Raw genomic sequence first — 19870 nt, 5'->3', positions numbered from 1 at the left:
CAGATAAGTGCAGATAAGTGCAGATAAGTGCAGATAAGTGCAGATAAGTGCAGATAAGTGCAGATAAGTGCAGATAAGTGCAGATAAGTGCAGATAAGTGCAGATAAGTGCAGATAAGCCACTCCCCTAGTAGGTGTACGTACATTCTAGCTAGAATCGAGCGGATGGGGCTTTAAGCGGCATGTTTTACAGTTGTTTTGGATATTTTTCTTTTACAAACTATTACATTTTTAATTTTGTCTATTTACTTGAACAAAAATCAATAAAAACATCGTAAGCAGTCAGCAAAAAATATCATAGAAGTTACTGTTATTTATCGTTTTTGAGCGAATTAACCACCGTTAGATATGGTTGTATACATGTAAACATTTTGTTTATAAATATAGAGTTATCTATCTAAAAGTCATATTAAAGAGCAAAACATAATAGTGAATCGTGTAGAACGATATGCTATCTTTCATCTTATCTTGTGGACGCATGAATTTGCGCACACTATAGATAGTAAAAACCCACTATCAGATTGCAGTCTGATAGCGGGCAAATGTTTTAAACCACCCCGTACTAGGGACAACCAAAGGACAAATGAATGACCTAAAGATCGATTTGGCGGTTTTTGCGATATTCGTTAACGAATATCGCAATTGCGATATTCTTATAGTCGAACATTTTTAGCAATAGGTAAGCCTAATGGTAAGCTAACATTAACCTAAGTTAATTGATTTTAACATCATGATATCTACTGAATATCTTTTACCCTAGGTAGAAGTTTCATTTAGTAAACCAAAGGTTTAATTAAGCTAGCTTTACTTTTTGAGACCTATTATTCTTTAAAGAATATAGAAATGTAACTGTTTGTAATTTTCGATAAAAAACTGCCCTTTCCCGTCTCATGCGGTCTCATAAGGTCTCAATCGACCTGCTATGGACTGTTTTGAACACTCTACTAAGTCGTTTTTTCTATTGGTTGTTCTCCTAAATCTATATAGGAGGTCAAATGACCACTTCTGTTTTACTTAGTCTATCTACTTTATGTGCAAAGCTAGGTACCAGTCGCCATGGCATACGCAAAATTGCTGCTCGTGACCCATCATTTCCAAGCCGGATCAAAATGGGAAATACCCGACAGGCGCGGGTGTTTTATGATGCTATTGAAATTGAAAATTGGTTGAAGTCAAAAAAAATAGTGCGAGAGGATAGATTCAACGCTTGCGCTGGTAACAGTTTTAATGCGTTGCTTTGGCGTCAATTTCAGCTTAAATATCGGCAGTTTATGCATGTTAGTAATGCTATCAGTCAGGCTGGATGGTTACTAAACGTAGGAGGTAAACAGCTCAAGCCAAAGTTAAAGCGAGAGCTGATAGATTTAGGGGAGCGTTTGCAGCTTTCGTTGCCGCTGGAAGGAATATAAAATCTATTTCCCATTTAATGGGTACTTCCATTATCTTTAAAAGAAAATCCGCCTAGAGCGGGTTTTCTTTTGGCTGTTTTTTTACTGGGCATATTTAGAAAAGTTACCCCCAAACCCTGCGGGTAAGACTGTGGATAAAAATGAGTGGAACGCGTGGAACTATTGAGATCGTTGATTTGTAATTAAGTGATTATTTTGTATGCAGTTATTCTTTTTAAATTTTAACGGTCAATCCTCCTGATTGTGATTGAGTGGTCAAAGTGTGAGAGCCTCATGGTCAATTCCGCCATGTTATCGCTCAGGGTGAGTCGATTATAGTAAAACGATTCACCCGTAGAGAACTTCTGATGCTCAGTGTACAAGCACGATTAGCTCGCCATTTCCTTGATCTCAAATTTAAAAAAAGCAAAACCCGTGATCACCATCCTTTAACGTCCCGAAAAAGCCTTGCCCAAGGGATGAAGCATATGCCCGTGCCCAAAGGGATCAAGATCATTCAAACCCATATTGGTCAGGTTCCCGTAGAAATTATTCGCGATTGGTCAGCGACCAAAAACTCAAAGGCAATGATGTATATCCACGGTGGCGGTTATCTCTCGGGTAGTCCAGAGACCCATCGGGCATTTACAGCGCGGCTCGCAATAGAACTGCAATGCGAAGTCTGGGTGCCAGATTATCGCTTGGCACCAGAGCATCCTTTTCCCGCAGGGTTGCATGATGTCGCAGAAGTCTGGGAAGCCTTTATCAAGAAGCAGAGCGATAAGACCATTATTCTAGGTGGAGAATCCGCAGGGGGTGGATTAAGCCTTGCGCTGTGTTATCTCGCCCGTGAGCGTGGTCTACGCTTACCTGATCAGTTGTATTTGCAATCGCCTTGGCTAGATATTCGTATGGCGGGAGAGAGTTACAAGCGGAATGACGGGCGAGATATTTTGGTCAGTTCCTATTATGCAGAGCACGGATTTGCCAGACACTATGCGGGAGCGCATGCGCGCACTGATCCTCTCATGTCGCCTTTGCTGGGTGATCCGACAGGTTTACCACCGACCTATGTACAGGTATCCGACACCGAAATATTCGAAGACGACAGTCGCAGCTTTGTTGAGAAAGCACGTAATGCCGGGGTGAATGTCACGTTTGAGGTGGGTCATGGTCTTTGGCACGCGTGGCCTTTGTTTGCGCCATTCATTCCTGAGTCCAATCAGGCAATCAAACGTTTTGGGAAATGGGTGAGGCGCTTTTAAATAAGAACATGTCGGGAGTCCCACCAAAAAAACTGTGGAAGTTACCCACATAGCCTGCGGGTAAGGGTGTGGATAAAACTGAGTGGAACACGTGGAACTATTGAAATAATTGATAACGGCATAAGTGCATATTTTGTATGCAGTTATTGATGTCTGACTTGTTTAACTGTAAATAACGTCAACTTCAAGAAAAAGGATGTTCACATCGACAAAAGAAAACCCGCACTAAGCGGGTTTTCTTTTATCTGCGTGATGAGATTTATTTCAGCGTTAAAACCTTCACTTGGCTTGCAAGTAAGCCTTGATCATCTCATGCGCTTGCGTCTTATGTGCTTGTTGCCACTCGGGCGCCAATAAGTCGGTATCGAACATATACGATAGGGTATAAGCATTGGATTTATGGAAAACGCTTAAGCTCACCAGCGTTGTATACAGATGCAGCGGGTTGATGTTGGGTCGGATCGTATGGCTCTCTTCCCCACGTTTGATGAGTTGACCCAGAATATCGAGGATCGGAAAGGACATCTCTTGAATTCGCTTGGACTGTTTGAGATAGATCGCCTTGTTCAGATTCTCAGATTGCAGGAGACTTTGCAGGTCTTTATTGCGTGCAAAATGAGCTTCGGTAAAGTCATAGAGTTTTAGGATGCCTAACACGGGATCAATATTGTGCACGTCTAGATTGAGCTTAAACTCATCATCGCGCAGCTCACTAAGAACATACTCCAAGACCTCGATATAAAGCTGTTCTTTACTCACAAAATAATGATAGATCATACGAATATTGATATCCGCAATACGCGCAATCGCCTCAACCCGAACACCGCTATATCCTTTTTCAGCAAACTCACGCACAGCGGTTTGCAGGATGCGATCACGGGTTACCTGCGCATTTCTATTGGGTAGTTTGCCACCATCCACCTCGGCTACATCAGCGGAGGTATATTGTTTGTTCATTGCAGGCTACCTATGATCATTGAATGAAAATCTAAAATTAATTTTGGCATATTTAAAGGCTATTTCCTATGCGCGTGCTTTTAGCTGCGTTGATAAGGTTGCGTGAGTGCCGCTGGTGCGGTCTGACGTCCAATTAACCCCGCGACAGCCAAGAGCGCCAGTAAATAAGGCAGTACGATCAACAGCGCTGTAGGGACATGAATATTGAGCAATGGTAACTGAAATTGCAACGAACTCGCCGCGCCGAACAGCAAACAAGCGAGGGTGGTCCGACCAATTTTCCAGTTACCAAAGATAATCGCTGCGATCACCAAAAAGCCGATGCCGTTGGTCATTCCCTCCGTAAAAGTATGGATATCGCCAATCGAGATCAGGCTGCCCGCAGCAGCAGACATGATGCCGGAAAAGAGTACAGCGCCATAACGTATCTTCGCGACAGACAGTCCAGACTGATCGACAGCTCGTGGCGCAGTACCCACTGCATTGATTGCAATGCCGAGCGTGGTATAGCGCAAGATGATTCCTGTCAGGATCAGAATGACCAGACCTAAATACACCAGCCAAACCTGATTGAAAATGGTATCGCCAATCAGCGTGCCATGACCCAGACCAAACGGGGTCCATTTATCTAGACCGGGAACGATCATGTTGGAGCGTGCGCCAAAGATCTCACGATAGGCAAGGGTAGTGCCGCCCAATGCGAGGATATTTATACCAATCCCCGTGACAAGTTGATTGGAGCGCAGCGTGATGCTTAAAAATGCCTGTAAGAGCGATAGAGGAATGATGCCAATCATCGCAATCAGTAAGCCCAGTGTTGGACTGCCCGTGAGCCATGATCCGTAGGCACTGAGAAATGCGCCCGTGAGCATCATGCCTTCCACGCTGGTGTTGAGGACGCCTGATTTCTGGCTAACCAGTTCTCCAGTAGCCGCTAACAGTAATGGTGCCGCCAAGCGTAAAGCTGAGCCTAAAAAGATGGCTGCAAGTTCATAAGTCATCATTTCTTTGCTCCCGAACCGCTGAGCCAGATCGAGGTGCCTGCGAGCGTCAAAATGATGACGCCTTGCACCACGAGTACAATAGCTGAAGGCACTTGTGCAACCATTTCCATATTGATACCACCAGATCGCAAGAAGCCGAATAGCAGCGCTGCAATGAATACACCGCTGATTGAACCGCGTGCCAATAAGCCAACAACCATACCGTCAAAGCCATAACCCGAAGAGAATCCCGCTTTCAGGGATTGCTGATCGCCTTGCAGCATCAGAGCACCAGCTAATCCACCAAAGGCACCGGAGATTGCCAGTGCAATGATGATGGTGGATGCAACCTGCATTCCCGCGCGTTTTGCCGCTTGCGGGTTTAAACCGACCGCGGAGAGCCTAAGACCGAAGCGGCTGTACTTCATGGTCACAACGAGGATTAGCGCCAGAATAATGGTGATGATGAGACCTAAATGCAGACCGAATCCACTGCTGATGAAGATATTGGGAATCTGGGTACTGTCGGGAATCGGTAGGGATTCGGGGAGTGCTGCACCATCTGTCATGGGTTGTTTGAGTAAGGCTTCAGACTGCACGCATCCATAGAGTAGCCAGACAGCAATGAACGACAGTAAGAGGGTGCTGATGACTTCGTTCGTGCCGACTTTTGCCTTGAGCACGCCAGCGATTGATCCCCACAGCGCGCCTGCGAGCGTTGCTGCAAGCATGGGAATACCATATGACAGTCCATCAGGTAAATGTGCACAGCCACTGTATAGACTGACTGCGGTGGCGACGATACCGCCGACCGCAATTTGACCCTCAGCACCGACATTGGTGAGGTTGGCACGGTCTGCCAAGATAAATCCCATCCCCACCAGTGCAAAGACCAAACTGCGATTGATCGAGGCGCCGATTACATAGGGAGAGCCCCATGCACCCTCGGCAAAAGCAGTCAACGCAGTTGTAATCGGAACTCCTGCGGTTGCGATCAGTGCCAGTGCGCAGAGCACTGAAAATAGAATCGCACTGGTCAAGATGATTGCAGTGCGGAGTTGGCTGCTCTGTAGCCATAGCGAGTAATAAGCTATATTCATAGTGTTTGTCCTGCCATCCAAGCCCCGATTTGCTGACGATCCGCCTGCTGTGTCGCACAGGAGCCCATGATTCGACCGCGATAAAAGACAATGATCCTGTCGGCATGAGACAGAATTTCTTCTAGTTCTGATGAAATGAGCAATACACCCACACCCTGATCTCGTGCCGTTTTGAGGTGGCTATAGACTGCACCAACCGCACCGACATCAAGCCCTCGGGTTGGGTTGGCCGCCAGCAAAAAGACCAACGAATCCAGCGTCAACTCTCTGGCTAATACAGCTTTTTGCTGATTGCCGCCCGAGAGTCGACCAAAGGCGAGATCGGGACTGGATGCGCGAACATCGAATTGTTTCATGAGCTTCAGCGCGTCTTGCCGCATCTTGTTGCGCTGCAAGAAACCATAGCGACTGTACTGATCTAGGTGATTGAGGAGGATATTTTCAGTGACGCTCATGGCTGTAATACAGCCCGTCGCGTGTCGATCCTCGGGCACGATACCGATACCCGCTTTTGTGATCTCTTTGGGTTGCGCCGTGGTCATGTCACGACCATTGACATAAAAGCGTCCTGAGCTGGTGGGCAGCATGCCCGCGAGTATGGCGGCCAGCTCACTTTGACCATTGCCTTCTACGCCAGCAATCGCGACGATTTCACCTGTGTTGACAATAAAAGTGCAATTATCCAGTCGTGTAATGCCTTGCGCATCCTGGTAGCTCAGACCATTCACCTGCAATATTTCATCGCTGAGTGGTCGGCTATTGGGTGTGGCGATAGGCAATGGCATTGCATGGGATGCTAACGCCTGTGGGGTTGGTAATGCTGAACTGTCATTGGATTGGATCATGGCACTGACTAATTGCTTTAAATCTTGCGCGGGATTGTCAGAGCGCGCCACGATTCGACCACCGCGTAATACCGTTGCACGCGCTGCAATGGCTCGAATTTCTGCGAGTTTGTGCGTCACCAAAATCACGGCACAACCTCGCTCGGCTACCCGCTTGCAGATTTCAAGCAGTGCTTCAATCTCAGCGGGCAGAAGTACGGCGGTTGGTTCATCCAGAATCAACAGCTGTGGATTACGGATCAGACATTTGACGATTTCGACGCGTTGCCGCTGTCCTACGGAGAGTTCGGCCACTTGTGCAAAAAGATCCAACTCAAAACCCAGATCGACTAACAGGTCTGCGATTCGCTGGGCGTGTTTTTTACGATCCAGCCAGCCACGCACCTGTCCCAGCAGCAAGTTATCCAGTACCGTGGTATTTTCGACCAAGGAAAAGTGCTGGTGCACCATCGCCACACCACGATTGAGTGCATCCTTTGGGTTACTCGGGATGTAAGGTGCCCCATTCAGTGTCATGTCTCCGCCATCGGCAGAGATCACACCGAAGATGACATTGCATAAGGTCGACTTTCCTGCACCGTTCTCACCCAGCAAGCAATGGATCTCACCTGCATGAATCTCTAAAGAGAGGTCATTGAGCGCTTGGAATGAACCGAAGAACTTATTGATCGATCGCAAGGCAAGCACCGGTTCTGCTTGCAGGGACGAGGATGTTGTATCCGAGGACAGCATCATCATTACCCCTCTGAGACTTTGATCTTACCGCTCAAGATATCCTGTTCGATCTGAGTGATCTTTTTATCCATATCAGGTGTTGATTTACAGATTTTCATTCCTGAAGCTTTTGGACCCATGGCTAAGCCAAACGCCTTATAGCCCGGTTGCCATGTGCCTTTAGACAATTGATCAATCGCATATTGCACTTGATAGCCGACACCAGTGATGGTGTAGGCCAGATAGAGTGGGTTGGTGCCGCAGCGGTCTGTGTAGCTACCAATAATGTGAGTGTTTTTTTCTTTTGCCGCTTGCTCTAAACCTTTTAACCCTAGATTTAGAATATGGTAATGAATGTCAGCGCCTTGTGAGATTGCGGCAAGGGTTGCTTCGTGTGCTTTGGAGACGTTATCAAAATCACCTGTAAAGGTACTCATTTCCTCAATCTTCGGATTGATATAGTGCGCACCATTGGCAAATTCTTTGCCGGCATTGACGATCGAAGGAATCTCCATACCGCCGACATAACTGATTTTGCCTGTTTTGGTCAGCATTGCTGCTGCGGCGCCTGCAACAAATGCAATTTGCGCTTGTTTTACATCATATCCCGCGACATTACTGGGCATATTGGGGATCTGATTACCGCCGACGATAGAAAATTTCACTTGTGGGAAACGTTTGGCGACTTTCAGAATAGCCGCTTGTGTTTGACCACCAATGCCGATGACCAATTGATTTTTGATCGCTAGATTGGTGAGTGCCTGCTCCATATCGGCATAGTTGATGTTTTCAATCAATTGTGTTTTAAGCTGCGGACCAAAGGCTTTTTGTGCCGCGGTTACACCGCTGTAACCCGACTCCATCCAGCCGCCATCTGCTTTAGAGCCGGGCAGTAGGACGCCGACTTGCATCTGTGGGGCGGCCATTGCTGACATGGAGGACAATACCAGGAGTGATGCAGCGGCCAAACGCCATGGGACACGAGCGGTAGGATGTACGACGTTCGAAACTGTTTTTTCTAAATGTGACATGTTGATTCCCCGATAATCATTTAAGTAAGTAAGTGTTTCATTACTTAAAAAGCAAATTGGATGCCAAGTCGACTGAGAGCGCGGCTCCGTGGCTTTTAATTGCTGATTAAGTTCAGTTTTCAGATTTATTCTTAAGGCCGATACCACTGCATGACGTGTAGCAGTGGAGTGATTTTGGCATGCATAAACGTATTGTTCGTGAATCTGCAGCGCTAAATGCACCAGATTGAGAGGTGAATGCACCGCGGCTGTGCATGTGCGCATCATCAGTGAAGAAGTCGGTCTCATAAGCCGATCGCTAGGCCGTTGCTGCGGGGGTCGTGTGCACCTGTCAGTGTATGGTCAGCGTCAATCCGAATGACACCCGGATGGCCTGCGAGTTGGCTTTGTGCCGGGATCGCACTGACTTCATGGCCGCGTGCAGTCAACTCAGCAAATACGCTACTGCCAGCATCTTCTTCTAGCTTGAGTGCATCTCGGGTGTCAGAGAAGGTCTTGCCCAGCAAAAAACGTGGACGAGCGAGAGCGGTATAAGGATCCATCTGATAATCAATGAGCCGGGTCAGGATTGCGGCTAGTGTTTGTGGCTGGCCATCCGCACCTTGTGTCCCAAACAGCAGATGCGGGCGACCTTCTTTGAGATACATGCCTGGATTTAAGGTATGAAATGGTCGTTTGCCAGATTGCAGGGCATTATGATGCAGAGGATCTGTGCTGAATGATGCACCGCGATTGTGCCAAAGAATCCCTGTATCCCCAGCAACGATGCCGCTCCCCCAGTCAAAATAAATGGTTTGCAGTAAGCTGATACAGCGTCCTTCTTGATCGCAGACTCCAATAAAAGCAGTGTCGCCATGTTTAAACACTTCTGGCCAAGCGCGGGCGTGCTGTAAGTGAATGGATCTTGCATGGGCATCAAGAACGGCAGGAGACAGCATGTGATCAATCGGCACTGATTTAAAGTCAGGGTCACAGACCAGACGGTCTCGATCACGAAAAGCACATTTCACCGCTTCCACAAGCAAGTGGTAGTAGTCGGCACTGCCTTCGGCAATTGCACTCATATCGAAGCGCTGCAAAATGCCCATGATCTGTAGTGTAGTGACCCCTTGCGTGGGTGGGCGCAAACTCACGAGCTCTCCATCACGATAAGCAACACGTAATGGGGATTCGACCCGAGCGTGTGTATGGACCAGATCTGCCAATTTGATCGGGGAGCCTGCTTTTTCTAGTCCCGATGCAATATCTGTAGCAAGATCGCCTTCATAAAATTCCCGTGCACCATATTGAGCAATGCGCTCAAGGCTTTTTGCTAATTGAGGCTGAGTAAAGCGTTCACCAATGTTCAATAGACCGCTATCCGGTGCAAAGGTTTCTGAGAAACCGGATAAATCACGTAATACGTTGCCACGCAGTCTCTGCCAGAAATGCTGAGACTCCGTTACGGGAAAACCCACCGACGCATACTCAATAGCACGATTAAAAAGTGACGGCCATGATTGCTTGCCGCGCCACTGCGTCTTGCTGATTTGATACGCCTGATCCCAGCTATCGACAGCTGCGGCTGTGGTTAAAGCTGATCTGGCACCGCGTTGGGGAATCGCCCCAGAGAAATCAGGCAATTGCGCTGCGGCTTGTCCAATCCCTGATATGGTTTGAACTGCACCGGATTGATCACTGATGACCCAAAACGCATCACCACCTAAACCATTAAAGTGGGGGTAGGTCACGCTGAGTGCAGTAGCAACAGCGATTGCGGCTTCAATCGCATTGCCACCTGCTTTGAGTACTTCAAGACCTGCAGCGCTTGCCAATGTATGTGGACTGGTGACCATCGCTTTCGTTGATGTCGCAAGTTGACTGCTATATAGGCTCATTCCTGAGAGCTCCAAATGTCATGTTGGCACTTATCTTGCTTAGAATTAGTAAGTAAGTAGTTCATTACTTAAGTTAGCAAGATTAATGCCAGATTATGAGATGGTCAGTATGCTGAAAGAAAAGCAAGATCATTGGTCATTTAATTGATTTGACAGAGTAAATCTTAAAAGTTTTGAAAATCGGGGGATTGATATGACTGATAAAGCAATACAGAGCGAAGTGGGACAGTTGGGGCGTTGCACCAAAACGAGCTGGCGCGCCAGTGCGCATAGCGTGGATATGGTTGCACCCATTCATACGCCTAAAGTCATGCAACTACACAGTGCACCACAACAGCTCAGAATTGATCTTAAGCAAACGGCCTTGATCATCGTGGATATGCAAAATGACTTTTGCAGTGCAGACGGCTGGGTCGATCATATCGGTGGTAATTATGCGATCGATCGCACACCCATCGCACCATTGCAGAGCATCCTGCCTGAACTTCGCCGTCAAGAGGTTCCGATCATTTGGCTGAATTGGGGTAACCGCCCTGATCTTGCCAATATGCCGGCTAACCAGCATCACCTTTATAAGCCGACCGGGCATGGCATTGGTTTAGGCGAGGCTTTGCCAAAGCATGGTGCGCACGTTCTTGAGAAAGACTCGTGGGCTGCTGGAATTGTTGATGAGCTACAGGTGAGCCCACAAGACATCCTCGTCGATAAATATCGGATCAGTGGTTTTTGGGATACCGAGCTGGACAGTATTTTACGCAATCTGGCGATAAGGACCATTTTGTTTGCGGGGGTGAATACCGATCAATGCGTTTTGCATACCTTGTCGGATGCCAACTTTTTGGGTTATGGCTGTGTCCTACTTGAGGATTGCTGCGCTACGTCTTCCCCTGATTTTTGTCGTGAAGCAGCGATTTGGAATGTTAAAAAATGCTTTGGCTTTGTCTCTGATTCAACGCATCTCCTCGCGGGATTGGCACAAGTTGCTTCAGATGAGGAGGCAATATGAATGCTTTTGTGCCAGGGCCATTGATTGAGGTTAAAGCCACTGCCTTGGGGCCGTTGTCTGATCTGCGATTCGCGGTCAAGGACCTGATCGACATCGAGGGTTTGACAACAGGAGGGGGAAATCCAACATGGTTAAGCACGCATGATGCTGCAAAAGAGCACGCGCCTTGTGTACAAGCATTGCTAGACGCGGGTGCATCTGTTTACGGCAAGACCATTACGGATGAGTTGGCCTATAGTTTGGAGGGTGAGAATGTTCATTACGGTACACCCCTTAATCCTCAATGGCCATGGGCGCTGCCCGGTGGCTCATCCAGTGGTTCTGCATCGGCAGTCGCCAGTGGTGAAGTGGACTTTGCTTTGGGAACCGACACGGGGGGATCTGTTCGTGTTCCCGCGGCATTTTGCGGGATATGGGGATTTAGGCCGACTCACAATGCAGTTTCTTTAGCAGGAGTGCTTCCTTTCGCACCTTGCTTTGATACGGTCGGCTGGTTTGCATCATCTGGCGACGTGTTGGCGCGGGTGGCTGATGTCTTGCTACCAAAAGCGATCCATGCACCTTCAATTAAGCCTTTACGATTACTCGAGGAGGCCTTTGCGATTCGCGCGAGGCACGAGCCTGATGATGCTTCGCGTTTACAGCAGATTGCAAATATGTTTGGAGCCATAGAATCCATCAGCGTCTTTGATGATCAATCTGAAGCATGGCTGCGCTGCTATCAACATCTTCAAGATCATGACATCCAGACAACTCTGGGCGATTGGATTCGAGTGAGTAAACCACAGTTTGGAACCGCAATAGCTGAGCGGTTTGCTCGTATCGAGGGCGTCGATTCAGCACAGCTCGCGGATTCACGCATACGGAAAGAATCACTTTGTCGGCATATTCAGCAAATCGTTGATGCCAGTTATTTGGTTTTTCCCACCACGCCTTATGCGATTTTGCCTAAAGACGCCAATGCCGATCTGTTAAGCGATTTCTATCACCACGCATTGACGGTCAATGCATTGGCTGCCATCGGCGGCTTACCTCAAATCACGATCCCGATCCAAAGCGATGCGCAACGACCATTGGCACTTTCTATTTTGGGTGCACGGGGCAGTGATCGGCAATTAATTGCTTTAGCAAGAGAGCTATTCAGAAGTCATCAGGGGATGAACTCAGTATCTCTTTAGCCTAAGCATGGTGGCTATGCCTCATCCAGATGAACAGTTTGAATAGGGAGGAATATCGTCCAGTCCATTAATTTGGACGTGTTATCGAGTCGAGTGTAAACGTAGTTATTAATGATTTATTTAATTTTTTTCCGGGGGAATTTACGATGTTAATACAGTCAATGCTGTTATTGATGAAACGGGGACCAATGCTGGGGACATTGATCGGTGGGGTGGCTACAGCCGTGCTATGCAGTAGCACCGCACAGGCAGCAGAGTGGAGTGATACCTCACTGGGCTGGCGTTATGGAACCATGTTTGCTGAGCCCTATGACAACAAGCCCGATGGCAGTCGTCAGGATATCAGCAAAAATATCATTTCACTGACTCATAGCAGTGGATATGCCTATGGCACTAATTTCTTTAACGTGGACTTATTGCTGTCAGATAGTAAGGATCCCGGTAAGGGAACGACGGACGGTGCGCAAGAGGCCTATGTGGTCTATCGCAATACAGTGGACTTCGGCAAAGTCTTTAAAAAAGATCTCAGTATAGGGCCAGCAAGAAGTTTTGGCATGGAAGGGGGATTTGATTTTAATAGCAAGAATGACAGTTATAGCTCCAAAAAGCGTCTTTTCGTGGTTGGGCCAACCATGATGATGGATGTGCCCGGATATCTAAATATCAGCGTGCTTGCGCTGTTTGAAAGTAATAATCCCGATGGCATCGCCAAACGCTATGAATATAAAGCGCATCCAGAATTAGAAGTGGTTTGGGGACTTCCTGTATTTTCCTTACCGCTGTCTTTTGAAGGCTATGGACTTTTTATCGCATCGAAGGGAAAAAATGAGTTTGGTCAATCAACGGCACCCGAAACTCATTTAGATATGCAATTGATGTACGACCTGAGCCCTGATCTTGGTATCGCGAAAAAAACGCTACGCGTTGGCGCTGAGTACGAATATTGGCATAACAAATTTGGTAATCCAGAGTCTCAAGCTGGGAAAGGCGCTACCGCCAGCACACCGATGGTTCGTGTTGAATACCACTTTTAAATATTGACCCCTTCAAGTCTGATCACTCCTTTTTCATTTGAAAGGGGAGTAATAGATTCAAATTCGCTTACATCACCTGAGTTTATTAAATGATGCGTCGTCCAATATTCTTGCCCGATAATTTTACATTGATGCTGATTGCTTCAGTCGCACTCGCTAGTCTTTTGCCTTGTCGCGGGCAGGTTGCGATAGACTTTAATCTACTGACCAATATCGCAATCAGTCTATTGTTTTTTTTGCATGGTGCGAAACTATCTCGCGAAGCAGCGTTAGCTGGATTCACACATTGGCGGCTTCATCTTATGGTTTTAGCGGCAACTTTTGTGGTCTTTCCTCTTTTGGGACTCCTATTAAAACCTGTACTAAGCTTACTTGTGACACCCGCGCTTTATCTTGGGGTTTTATACATCTGTGTGTTGCCATCCACAGTGCAATCCTCTATTGCGTTTACCTCGGTAGCCCATGGCAATATTCCTGCTGCGGTATGCAGCGCATCCGCATCAAGCCTTATCGGTATTTTTATTACCCCTATTTTGGTCGGCATGATGATCATGCAGCATGACGGAAACTCTGGTTATGATGCGGGTCATGCGGTCTTACAAATTGTGATCTTGCTCTTGATTCCTTTTTTAGTAGGGCAGATGTTGCGCCGCTGGATATTTTCTTGGATTCAACGGCATCCGAAGTTGGTCAAGATGGTTGATCAAGGTTCCATCCTGCTCGTGGTTTATACTGCCTTTAGTGAAGCAGTGATTGAGGGGCTATGGCATCAATTACCCATCCCCGCATTACTCGGTGTGCTGGTGATCTGCGCAATTTTATTGACAATCATGATGCTCTTGACGACCTATGCCAGCCGCTGGCTCGGTTTTGATAAAGCGGATGAAATTACTATCGTTTTTTGTGGATCGAAGAAAAGTTTAGCGAGTGGTATTCCGATGGCCAAAGTTCTATTTTTAGGTCACCCGATAGGGCTACTGGTTCTGCCATTGATGTTGTTTCATCAACTGCAATTGATGGTCTGTGCAGTATTGGCACAGCGTTATGCCAGTCGGATTAAATCTGATCGGACATCATGAAAAGGAAGTCGCCTTAGAACGATAAGCTTAATGATTGATATCGCCTAGGCCGCACTGATGGGACCTTGTAAAAGTTACCCCCAATGCCTGCGGGTAAGGGTGTGGATAAGTTTGAGTGGAACACGTGGAACGCTTGATGTTACTGATAATTATGTAACTGTATGTTTTATCTGCAATCTTCTTTTGAGAATTAATCCAAGGCGGTGTTGGTTTATGCCGAGTTAATCTATTGGAGCTATACTTTGAGCTTGTGCCCTACACTAAATCTCCATATTGTAGAAAACAAAAGTTACGATTCAAGTGCTTGGAATATGGCAATATCTTGAGTTTAGTCCTCACAGAGTGCACATGATGTCAGACGTACAAATTTCCATTGATCTAAAATCCTGTATCGATCATAAAGTTTCACCTGCTGCGTTTGAACAAAAACTGAAATCTGCAATTCCAGCAATTGGCTTTACTGTAGAAATCGTTGATCATCCAACACATTCGAACGTATTAGGCATTCATCCGTTGGGTTGCTCTGAACTTGCGTTCTCATCTGAAAAACCGAATCTACCTAAGCACGAAATCTATGAAATTATTACCAGCGTGTTTAATAACCTGAAGCAATAATGCTTTAATTTGATGTATTTGAATCAGAAAAGCCCAAATCGTGAGAGATGGGCTTTTTATTTGCAGGCATGATGACTGCAGTGTTGATCAGAGTTACCCCCAATGCTTGCGGGTAAGGGTGTGGATAACATGGAGTGGAACACGTGGAACCCTTAGCATCATTAAGAATTTTTCAGGTGTGTATTATCTAGCCAATTTTGGATAACTCGTTTTTTTTGCATATAAAACAATTTTTCTCATGTAATCTCACCAGCAGTTCGATTATGCTCGCTAGAGAGGAGCGGGATATGGATACGAGAAAAAAATTCCCACGCGTTTCAGACATTGTTCTGATTATTTTTCTAATCGCCTTTACCATAGGCGTTCTCTATAAGTGTACGCATCATCCTCATCATCTGGTGACCCTGAAGTTTCAAACACTAGATGAATGCTTGATCGGAGTGCGTGCTAGCGCTGGTGAAGATTTGGAAATCGCTTCTTCCAATGCCAACGGGGTCTCTGGTCATTTGACGGTGAGCAAACGCAGTTTTGGCTGCAGTCCGCAGATTCAAGGTGCCCCGAATCTAGGTTATCAGGGCTGGTATCAAAAAGCGCCGACACTGGAAGAACGTCTGATTAAAGTGGATTGAGTCAGTAGGTTTTTTAGCATGCAGAATCTTGAGCTTCATTTACTTGATCCCAGTGATGCTGATAACTTGCTGGCTTTTGAATTATCTAATCGCGCTTATTTTGAACGTTTAATTAACGCCCGATCTCCAGACTATTATCACATCGACTCGGTTCGAGACTCGATTTATGAGTCTATACAATTGCGAGCCCTTGATTTGGCTTATCAGTATGTGGTCAAAGTCAATGGCGAGATTGTCGCTCGCGTTAACCTCACTCAGATCGCAAGGGATTATTATAATAAAGCGGTATTGGGGTATCGCGTTGGTGAGTCTATGACCGGTAGAGGTGTGGCATCAAAGGCGATTGAACTGGTTTTAATGGAGGCTTTTGATACATTAAATTTATGGCGAGTCGAAGCGGTGGTCCGTGAGACGAATGTGGCTTCCATCCGGGTACTACAGAAAAATCATTTTTTGCAATGTGGTCGTTCGCAACAGGCAATGTCTCTTCATGGGGTGTGGTGTGACTTAATCCATTTTGAATGCTTCTCACCCAAAGGGGCTCACCTTAATGCTGAGCCGGAGACTGAGTGCTAAGTTTAGGCATCCTTAAGCAACTTCTGCAATCGCTTGACTTCATCTTCTAATGCCTCGATACGTTGATCTCGTTCAGCAAGAATGCGTTGTACATCTTTGGCTTCAAAACGTTGTGGGATATGTTGTGGGCAGTTGGCATCCCATGCTTTGACCTTGAATAGAATGACCTGCTCCGGCCGGGCTTTATAATTGATCGGCATGAGCTTAGTCAGCAATTCTGGATCGTCTTCAATCACGACTGCTTCCCCCCAGATTTTAATTCGCTGGCGATGCTGATAATCCATCAAGAATAAATGTGAGTGTGGGTTCTCTTGCAAATTACCCATCGTAATAAATTGCCGATTTCCTGCAAAATCGGCAAATCCGATGGTCTCCTCATCGAGGACATGGAGGAATCCTTCGGGCCCCCCGCGATGCTGAATATAGGGTTGCCCTTGAGCGTTAGTCGTTGCCATGAATATACTGGTTTGGGCTTCGATGAATGCTTTCAAGTCTGAGGTGATGCGTGTTTCCCATGAGCCGGATTGCTCCATGCGCGCGTAGCTTTGCCGTGAGCCTTTTGCCGTTTGAATAGCTTTGATGGTTGGTGTAAAGGCGATATCACTGGAAAAGTCCATAGCTCAGATTCTCTTTAATTAAATGCCTTACAGCCCTAAATCGCTTAAGCCTGCGTGATCATCCGGGCGGCGCCCAGATGTCCAAAAGAACTTGCGTTCACTCTCAAGAATAGGCAGATCATTGATGCTGGCGATGCGTATACGCATGAGTCCTTGCTCATCAAACTCCCAATTCTCATTGCCATAGCTGCGGAACCACTGACCCTGTTCATTGTGCCATTCATAAGCAAAACGTACCGCAATACGATTTTCATGAAAAGCCCAGAGTTCTTTGATCAAACGATAATCCTGTTCCCGATTCCATTTGTCAGTGAGGAAAGCCTCAATCGCTTCTCGACCCTGTAAGAACGTAGATCGATTGCGCCATTGGCTGTCGGGTGTATACGCCAGTGCAACCTGTGCTGGATTTTTGGAGTTCCAGCCATCTTCTGCCATGCGCACTTTCTGTGCCGCTGTTTCTTGTGTAAACGACGGGAGTGGAGGGCGAGGTGCTTCTGCGGTAGGGTTCATTGAAGTCTCCATGGATGGAACTGAGCGGGAAAATATGATGAGTTTTACGGCTTGGATCAGCGATTGCAACTATCGTAATTGATCTATTTTGTATATAGAATGATTATCAGAAGTAACACACTATTTCAATAACTGGAATAATATGGACAAGCTTCATCTGATTACGGTGTTTGTGAGCGTCGTGGATACCAACAGCTTTGCGGGAGCAGCACGCAAGCTCAATATCTCTCCGCCTGCAGTGACTCGTGCAATCAATGAACTAGAGCGCCAACTCGGACTGGCCTTGTTGACTCGAACGACTCGCATTGTCCGTGTGACTGACGCAGGTGCGAGATATGTCGTTGATTGTCGGCGCATCTTGTCTGAGATAGCCGATGCTGATGATTCTGTAACGGGGATGCACGCCGCAGCACGTGGACGTTTGACGATTACCGCACCTGTTCTGTTTGGCAATCTGTTTGTGACATCCATTATCACTGAGTATTTAAACCATTATCCCGAAGTTAGTGCGTCTTGTTTTTTTCTTGATCGGGTCGTGAATATGTTGGATGAGGGCGTGGATGTCGCGATTCGGATCGGTGAACTTCCAGACTCTTCCATGCAGGCAATTCGTGTGGGGCAAGTCCGTCGTGTGATTTGTGCTTCGCCAAGCTATCTTAAGCAGTACGGTATGCCACAAAGTGCGGAGGATCTTCAGCAGCATACTATTATTTCATCCAGCGGCGTGTCATCAGCATTGGATCGACAGTGGCAGTTAATGCAAGCAGGGGAGATATTCTCAGTCAAAGTCAGGGCGCGATTAACAACGACAACCAATGATTCTGCAATAACTGCCGCTGTAAGTGGATTTGGTTTAACACGTTTACTTTCCTATCAAGTCGAAGAACATATTCGTTCGGGACAACTGCAAGAGGTCTTGAGTCATTTAGAGCCGACACCATTACCAGTCCATGTGGTTCACCACGAAGGGCGGAATGGCTCGCAACGCGTGCGCGCATTCATTGATTTAGCAGTTGCGCGGTTACGGTCAAACCCAGCGATTGAGTAAGCCTTTAGTACTCGGAGCAGACGTCTACGTGCATCCCCCTTTTTGAGGCGATGCATGCTCCCTCTGAAAAAAATGAATTGAGTGGAATTGATTTATTTAATCGGAATCACATGTCACCTTTGGTCGGAAATTTATCTGGTTTGCTTATTTTTTGTGTGACAATTTAGCTTGTCAGTTTTTGTGATGAAAAGTTGGCAGGCAAAAAATAATACTAACGCGATAAAAGGATGATCCATGAAAAATCGTATTCTAACGCCATTGTTATTCACTGGAGGTTTACTCATTTCTGGGTGGGCTTCCGCAACAGTCGCAACCTATCAATTTTGTAGTACCGATGGCTGCCGTACAGGTGGTAGTGCAACGGTGACTTCAGACTATGCCAAGACAAAATATCCGATCGTTTTTGCACATGGTATGGCTGGATTTTCATCTGCAGGCCCACTTCAGTATTGGTATGGCATTTCGCCTGATCTGGTGGCAAATGGTGCGAATGTCTTTGTCACTCAAGAAGCGTCATTTAATTCATCGGAAGTTCGCGGTGAACAATTACTGAATCAAGTGCAGCAAATTCTGGCGATCACAGGTGCAGCCAAGGTCAATCTCATTGGTCATAGCCATGGCAGTCATTCGATTCGTTATGTTGCGGGTCTCATTCCCAATCAAGTGGCTTCCGCAACCGCAGTGGGTGGACCGAATAAAGGTTCACCTGTCGCCGATGTGATTTATAATTTGAGCAAGATTCCCGTTGTCGGTTCAACAATTCTTGCGCCAGTGATATCGGCAGGTGTGAATGCCTTCTTCTCATTGGTTGGGATTTCATCAGGTCATTATTATGATCAGGATTCTTTGGCGGGTTTGAATTCATTGACCACAGCGGGTTCTGCTGCGTTTACCGCAAATTTTCCAGCCGGGATGCCGACTTCGTCATGTGGTGAAGGTGCATATGTCGCGAATGGCGTGCGTTATTACTCATGGGGCGGGACGAGTAAATTGACCAATGTGCTTGATCCATTAGACGCTGCGCTGGTTTTAACAGGGGCGCTGATCCCAGGGGACAGTGATGGTCTTGTTCCGCGCTGTTCTAGCCATCTTGGGCAAGTGATTCGTGATAATTATGCGCAGAACCATCTGGATGAAGTGAATCAGACTTTGGGTCTGGTTAATATCTTTGCCGGAAGCCCTGTGACTTTATATCGCCAACAAGCCAACCGTTTAAAGGTTGCGGGCTTGTAACGGGCCACTGAAACAAAAAAGGGAGTCCATGGGCTCCTTTTTTATACTGCTTTAGCTCAATCTCTTCCTGTCAAAAGCACGGATTTGCTGCTTTTAATTCCTCATTTTATCGCTATACTCAAAGCATACGACGATTAAAAAGATCAACACGCGACACAATTGATGCGATTATCAACGAGTGAGAGG

At 46.7% G+C, this 19870-nt stretch carries 19 protein-coding genes; 11 read left to right on the top strand and 8 right to left on the bottom strand.

The genetic code is table 11. From position 1 onward, the window contains the following. Positions 1 to 994: 994 nt before the first annotated feature. Both ACLHG7_RS16430 and ACLHG7_RS16425 read left to right on the top strand, forming a co-directional pair. The gene (locus tag ACLHG7_RS16430) at positions 995 to 1408 is read left to right on the top strand and encodes a helix-turn-helix transcriptional regulator (RefSeq protein ID WP_410212035.1); all 414 of its coding nucleotides are present in this window, start codon (positions 995 to 997) and stop codon (positions 1406 to 1408) included. Between the two features lie 347 nt (positions 1409 to 1755). Continuing rightward, positions 1756 to 2652 carry an alpha/beta hydrolase gene (locus ACLHG7_RS16425; RefSeq protein WP_410212034.1) on the top strand — a complete coding sequence of 299 codons (897 nt, stop codon included), beginning with the start codon at positions 1756 to 1758 and terminating at the stop codon, positions 2650 to 2652. Positions 2653 to 2931: 279 nt separating this feature from the next. Here ACLHG7_RS16425 and ACLHG7_RS16420 read toward each other — a convergent pair whose 3' ends face one another. The 6 genes from ACLHG7_RS16420 to ggt all read right to left on the bottom strand — a co-directional run bounded on the left by ACLHG7_RS16420 (position 2932) and on the right by ggt (position 10159). Further along, positions 2932 to 3609, bottom strand: coding sequence for a TetR/AcrR family transcriptional regulator (locus ACLHG7_RS16420; RefSeq protein ID WP_410212033.1), 678 nt, complete (start codon positions 3607 to 3609; stop codon positions 2932 to 2934). A gap of 80 nt (positions 3610 to 3689) precedes the next feature. After that, the gene (locus ACLHG7_RS16415; RefSeq protein ID WP_410212032.1) at positions 3690 to 4613 is read right to left on the bottom strand and encodes an ABC transporter permease; all 924 of its coding nucleotides are present in this window, start codon (positions 4611 to 4613) and stop codon (positions 3690 to 3692) included. Further along, entirely contained in the window at positions 4610 to 5692 is a 1083-nt protein-coding gene (locus ACLHG7_RS16410; RefSeq protein ID WP_410212031.1) for an ABC transporter permease, read from the bottom strand. The genes ACLHG7_RS16415 and ACLHG7_RS16410 overlap by 4 nt, the downstream gene beginning before the upstream one ends. Then, positions 5689 to 7272, bottom strand: coding sequence for an ABC transporter ATP-binding protein (locus tag ACLHG7_RS16405; protein ID WP_410212030.1), 1584 nt, complete (start codon positions 7270 to 7272; stop codon positions 5689 to 5691). Before ACLHG7_RS16405 ends, ACLHG7_RS16410 begins: the two co-directional genes overlap by 4 nt. Positions 7273 to 7274: 2 nt before the next feature. Then, positions 7275 to 8282: a BMP family protein gene (locus tag ACLHG7_RS16400; protein WP_410212029.1), complete on the bottom strand. Its 1008-nt coding sequence runs from the start codon at positions 8280 to 8282 to the stop codon at positions 7275 to 7277. A 284-nt stretch (positions 8283 to 8566) separates the two neighbouring features. Then, positions 8567 to 10159 carry a gamma-glutamyltransferase gene (ggt, locus tag ACLHG7_RS16395; protein WP_410212028.1) on the bottom strand — a complete coding sequence of 531 codons (1593 nt, stop codon included), beginning with the start codon at positions 10157 to 10159 and terminating at the stop codon, positions 8567 to 8569. 193 nt (positions 10160 to 10352) lie between these two features. Here ggt and ACLHG7_RS16390 point away from each other — a divergent pair, with 193 nt between their 5' ends. The 7 genes from ACLHG7_RS16390 (at position 10353) to ACLHG7_RS16360 (ending at position 16276) form a co-directional block, all read left to right on the top strand. Then, positions 10353 to 11165: a cysteine hydrolase gene (locus ACLHG7_RS16390; RefSeq protein ID WP_410212027.1), complete on the top strand. Its 813-nt coding sequence runs from the start codon at positions 10353 to 10355 to the stop codon at positions 11163 to 11165. After that, the gene (locus tag ACLHG7_RS16385; RefSeq protein ID WP_410212026.1) at positions 11162 to 12343 is read left to right on the top strand and encodes an amidase; all 1182 of its coding nucleotides are present in this window, start codon (positions 11162 to 11164) and stop codon (positions 12341 to 12343) included. The genes ACLHG7_RS16390 and ACLHG7_RS16385 overlap by 4 nt, the downstream gene beginning before the upstream one ends. Before the next feature lie 146 nt (positions 12344 to 12489). Beyond that, positions 12490 to 13377 (top strand): outer envelope protein, encoded by an 888-nt coding sequence (locus ACLHG7_RS16380; RefSeq protein ID WP_410212025.1) that lies wholly within the window; start codon positions 12490 to 12492, stop codon positions 13375 to 13377. 92 nt (positions 13378 to 13469) lie between these two features. Beyond that, positions 13470 to 14456 carry a bile acid:sodium symporter family protein gene (locus ACLHG7_RS16375; protein ID WP_410212060.1) on the top strand — a complete coding sequence of 329 codons (987 nt, stop codon included), beginning with the start codon at positions 13470 to 13472 and terminating at the stop codon, positions 14454 to 14456. Positions 14457 to 14807: 351 nt separating this feature from the next. Further along, positions 14808 to 15071 (top strand): hypothetical protein, encoded by a 264-nt coding sequence (locus ACLHG7_RS16370; RefSeq protein ID WP_410212024.1) that lies wholly within the window; start codon positions 14808 to 14810, stop codon positions 15069 to 15071. Positions 15072 to 15358: 287 nt separating this feature from the next. Next, positions 15359 to 15700: a hypothetical protein gene (locus ACLHG7_RS16365; protein WP_410212023.1), complete on the top strand. Its 342-nt coding sequence runs from the start codon at positions 15359 to 15361 to the stop codon at positions 15698 to 15700. An 18-nt stretch (positions 15701 to 15718) separates the two neighbouring features. Next, positions 15719 to 16276: a GNAT family N-acetyltransferase gene (locus ACLHG7_RS16360; RefSeq protein WP_410212022.1), complete on the top strand. Its 558-nt coding sequence runs from the start codon at positions 15719 to 15721 to the stop codon at positions 16274 to 16276. Between the two features lie 2 nt (positions 16277 to 16278). On the opposite strand, the gene ACLHG7_RS16355 is transcribed toward ACLHG7_RS16360, so the two are convergent. Continuing rightward, positions 16279 to 16893, bottom strand: a complete 615-nt coding sequence (locus tag ACLHG7_RS16355) for a pyridoxamine 5'-phosphate oxidase family protein (RefSeq protein ID WP_410212021.1) — start codon at positions 16891 to 16893, stop codon at positions 16279 to 16281. Positions 16894 to 16920: 27 nt separating this feature from the next. Continuing rightward, positions 16921 to 17403, bottom strand: a complete 483-nt coding sequence (locus ACLHG7_RS16350) for a DUF1348 family protein (protein WP_410212020.1) — start codon at positions 17401 to 17403, stop codon at positions 16921 to 16923. A gap of 142 nt (positions 17404 to 17545) precedes the next feature. On the opposite strand from ACLHG7_RS16350, the gene ACLHG7_RS16345 reads away from it, so the two are divergent. Continuing rightward, positions 17546 to 18451, top strand: coding sequence for a LysR family transcriptional regulator (locus ACLHG7_RS16345; protein WP_410212019.1), 906 nt, complete (start codon positions 17546 to 17548; stop codon positions 18449 to 18451). Positions 18452 to 18685: 234 nt separating this feature from the next. Next, a complete protein-coding gene (locus ACLHG7_RS16340) occupies positions 18686 to 19684 on the top strand; it encodes a lipase family alpha/beta hydrolase (protein ID WP_410212018.1) in 999 nt (332 codons plus the stop codon). Positions 19685 to 19870 lie beyond the last annotated feature (186 nt).

Source organism: Aquirhabdus sp., from assembly GCF_046462495.1.
In the GTDB taxonomy this organism is placed as follows: domain Bacteria; phylum Pseudomonadota; class Gammaproteobacteria; order Pseudomonadales; family Moraxellaceae; genus Aquirhabdus.
Note: the sequence above shows the minus strand (reverse complement) of the source record. Positions and strands in the feature narration are given on the sequence as shown.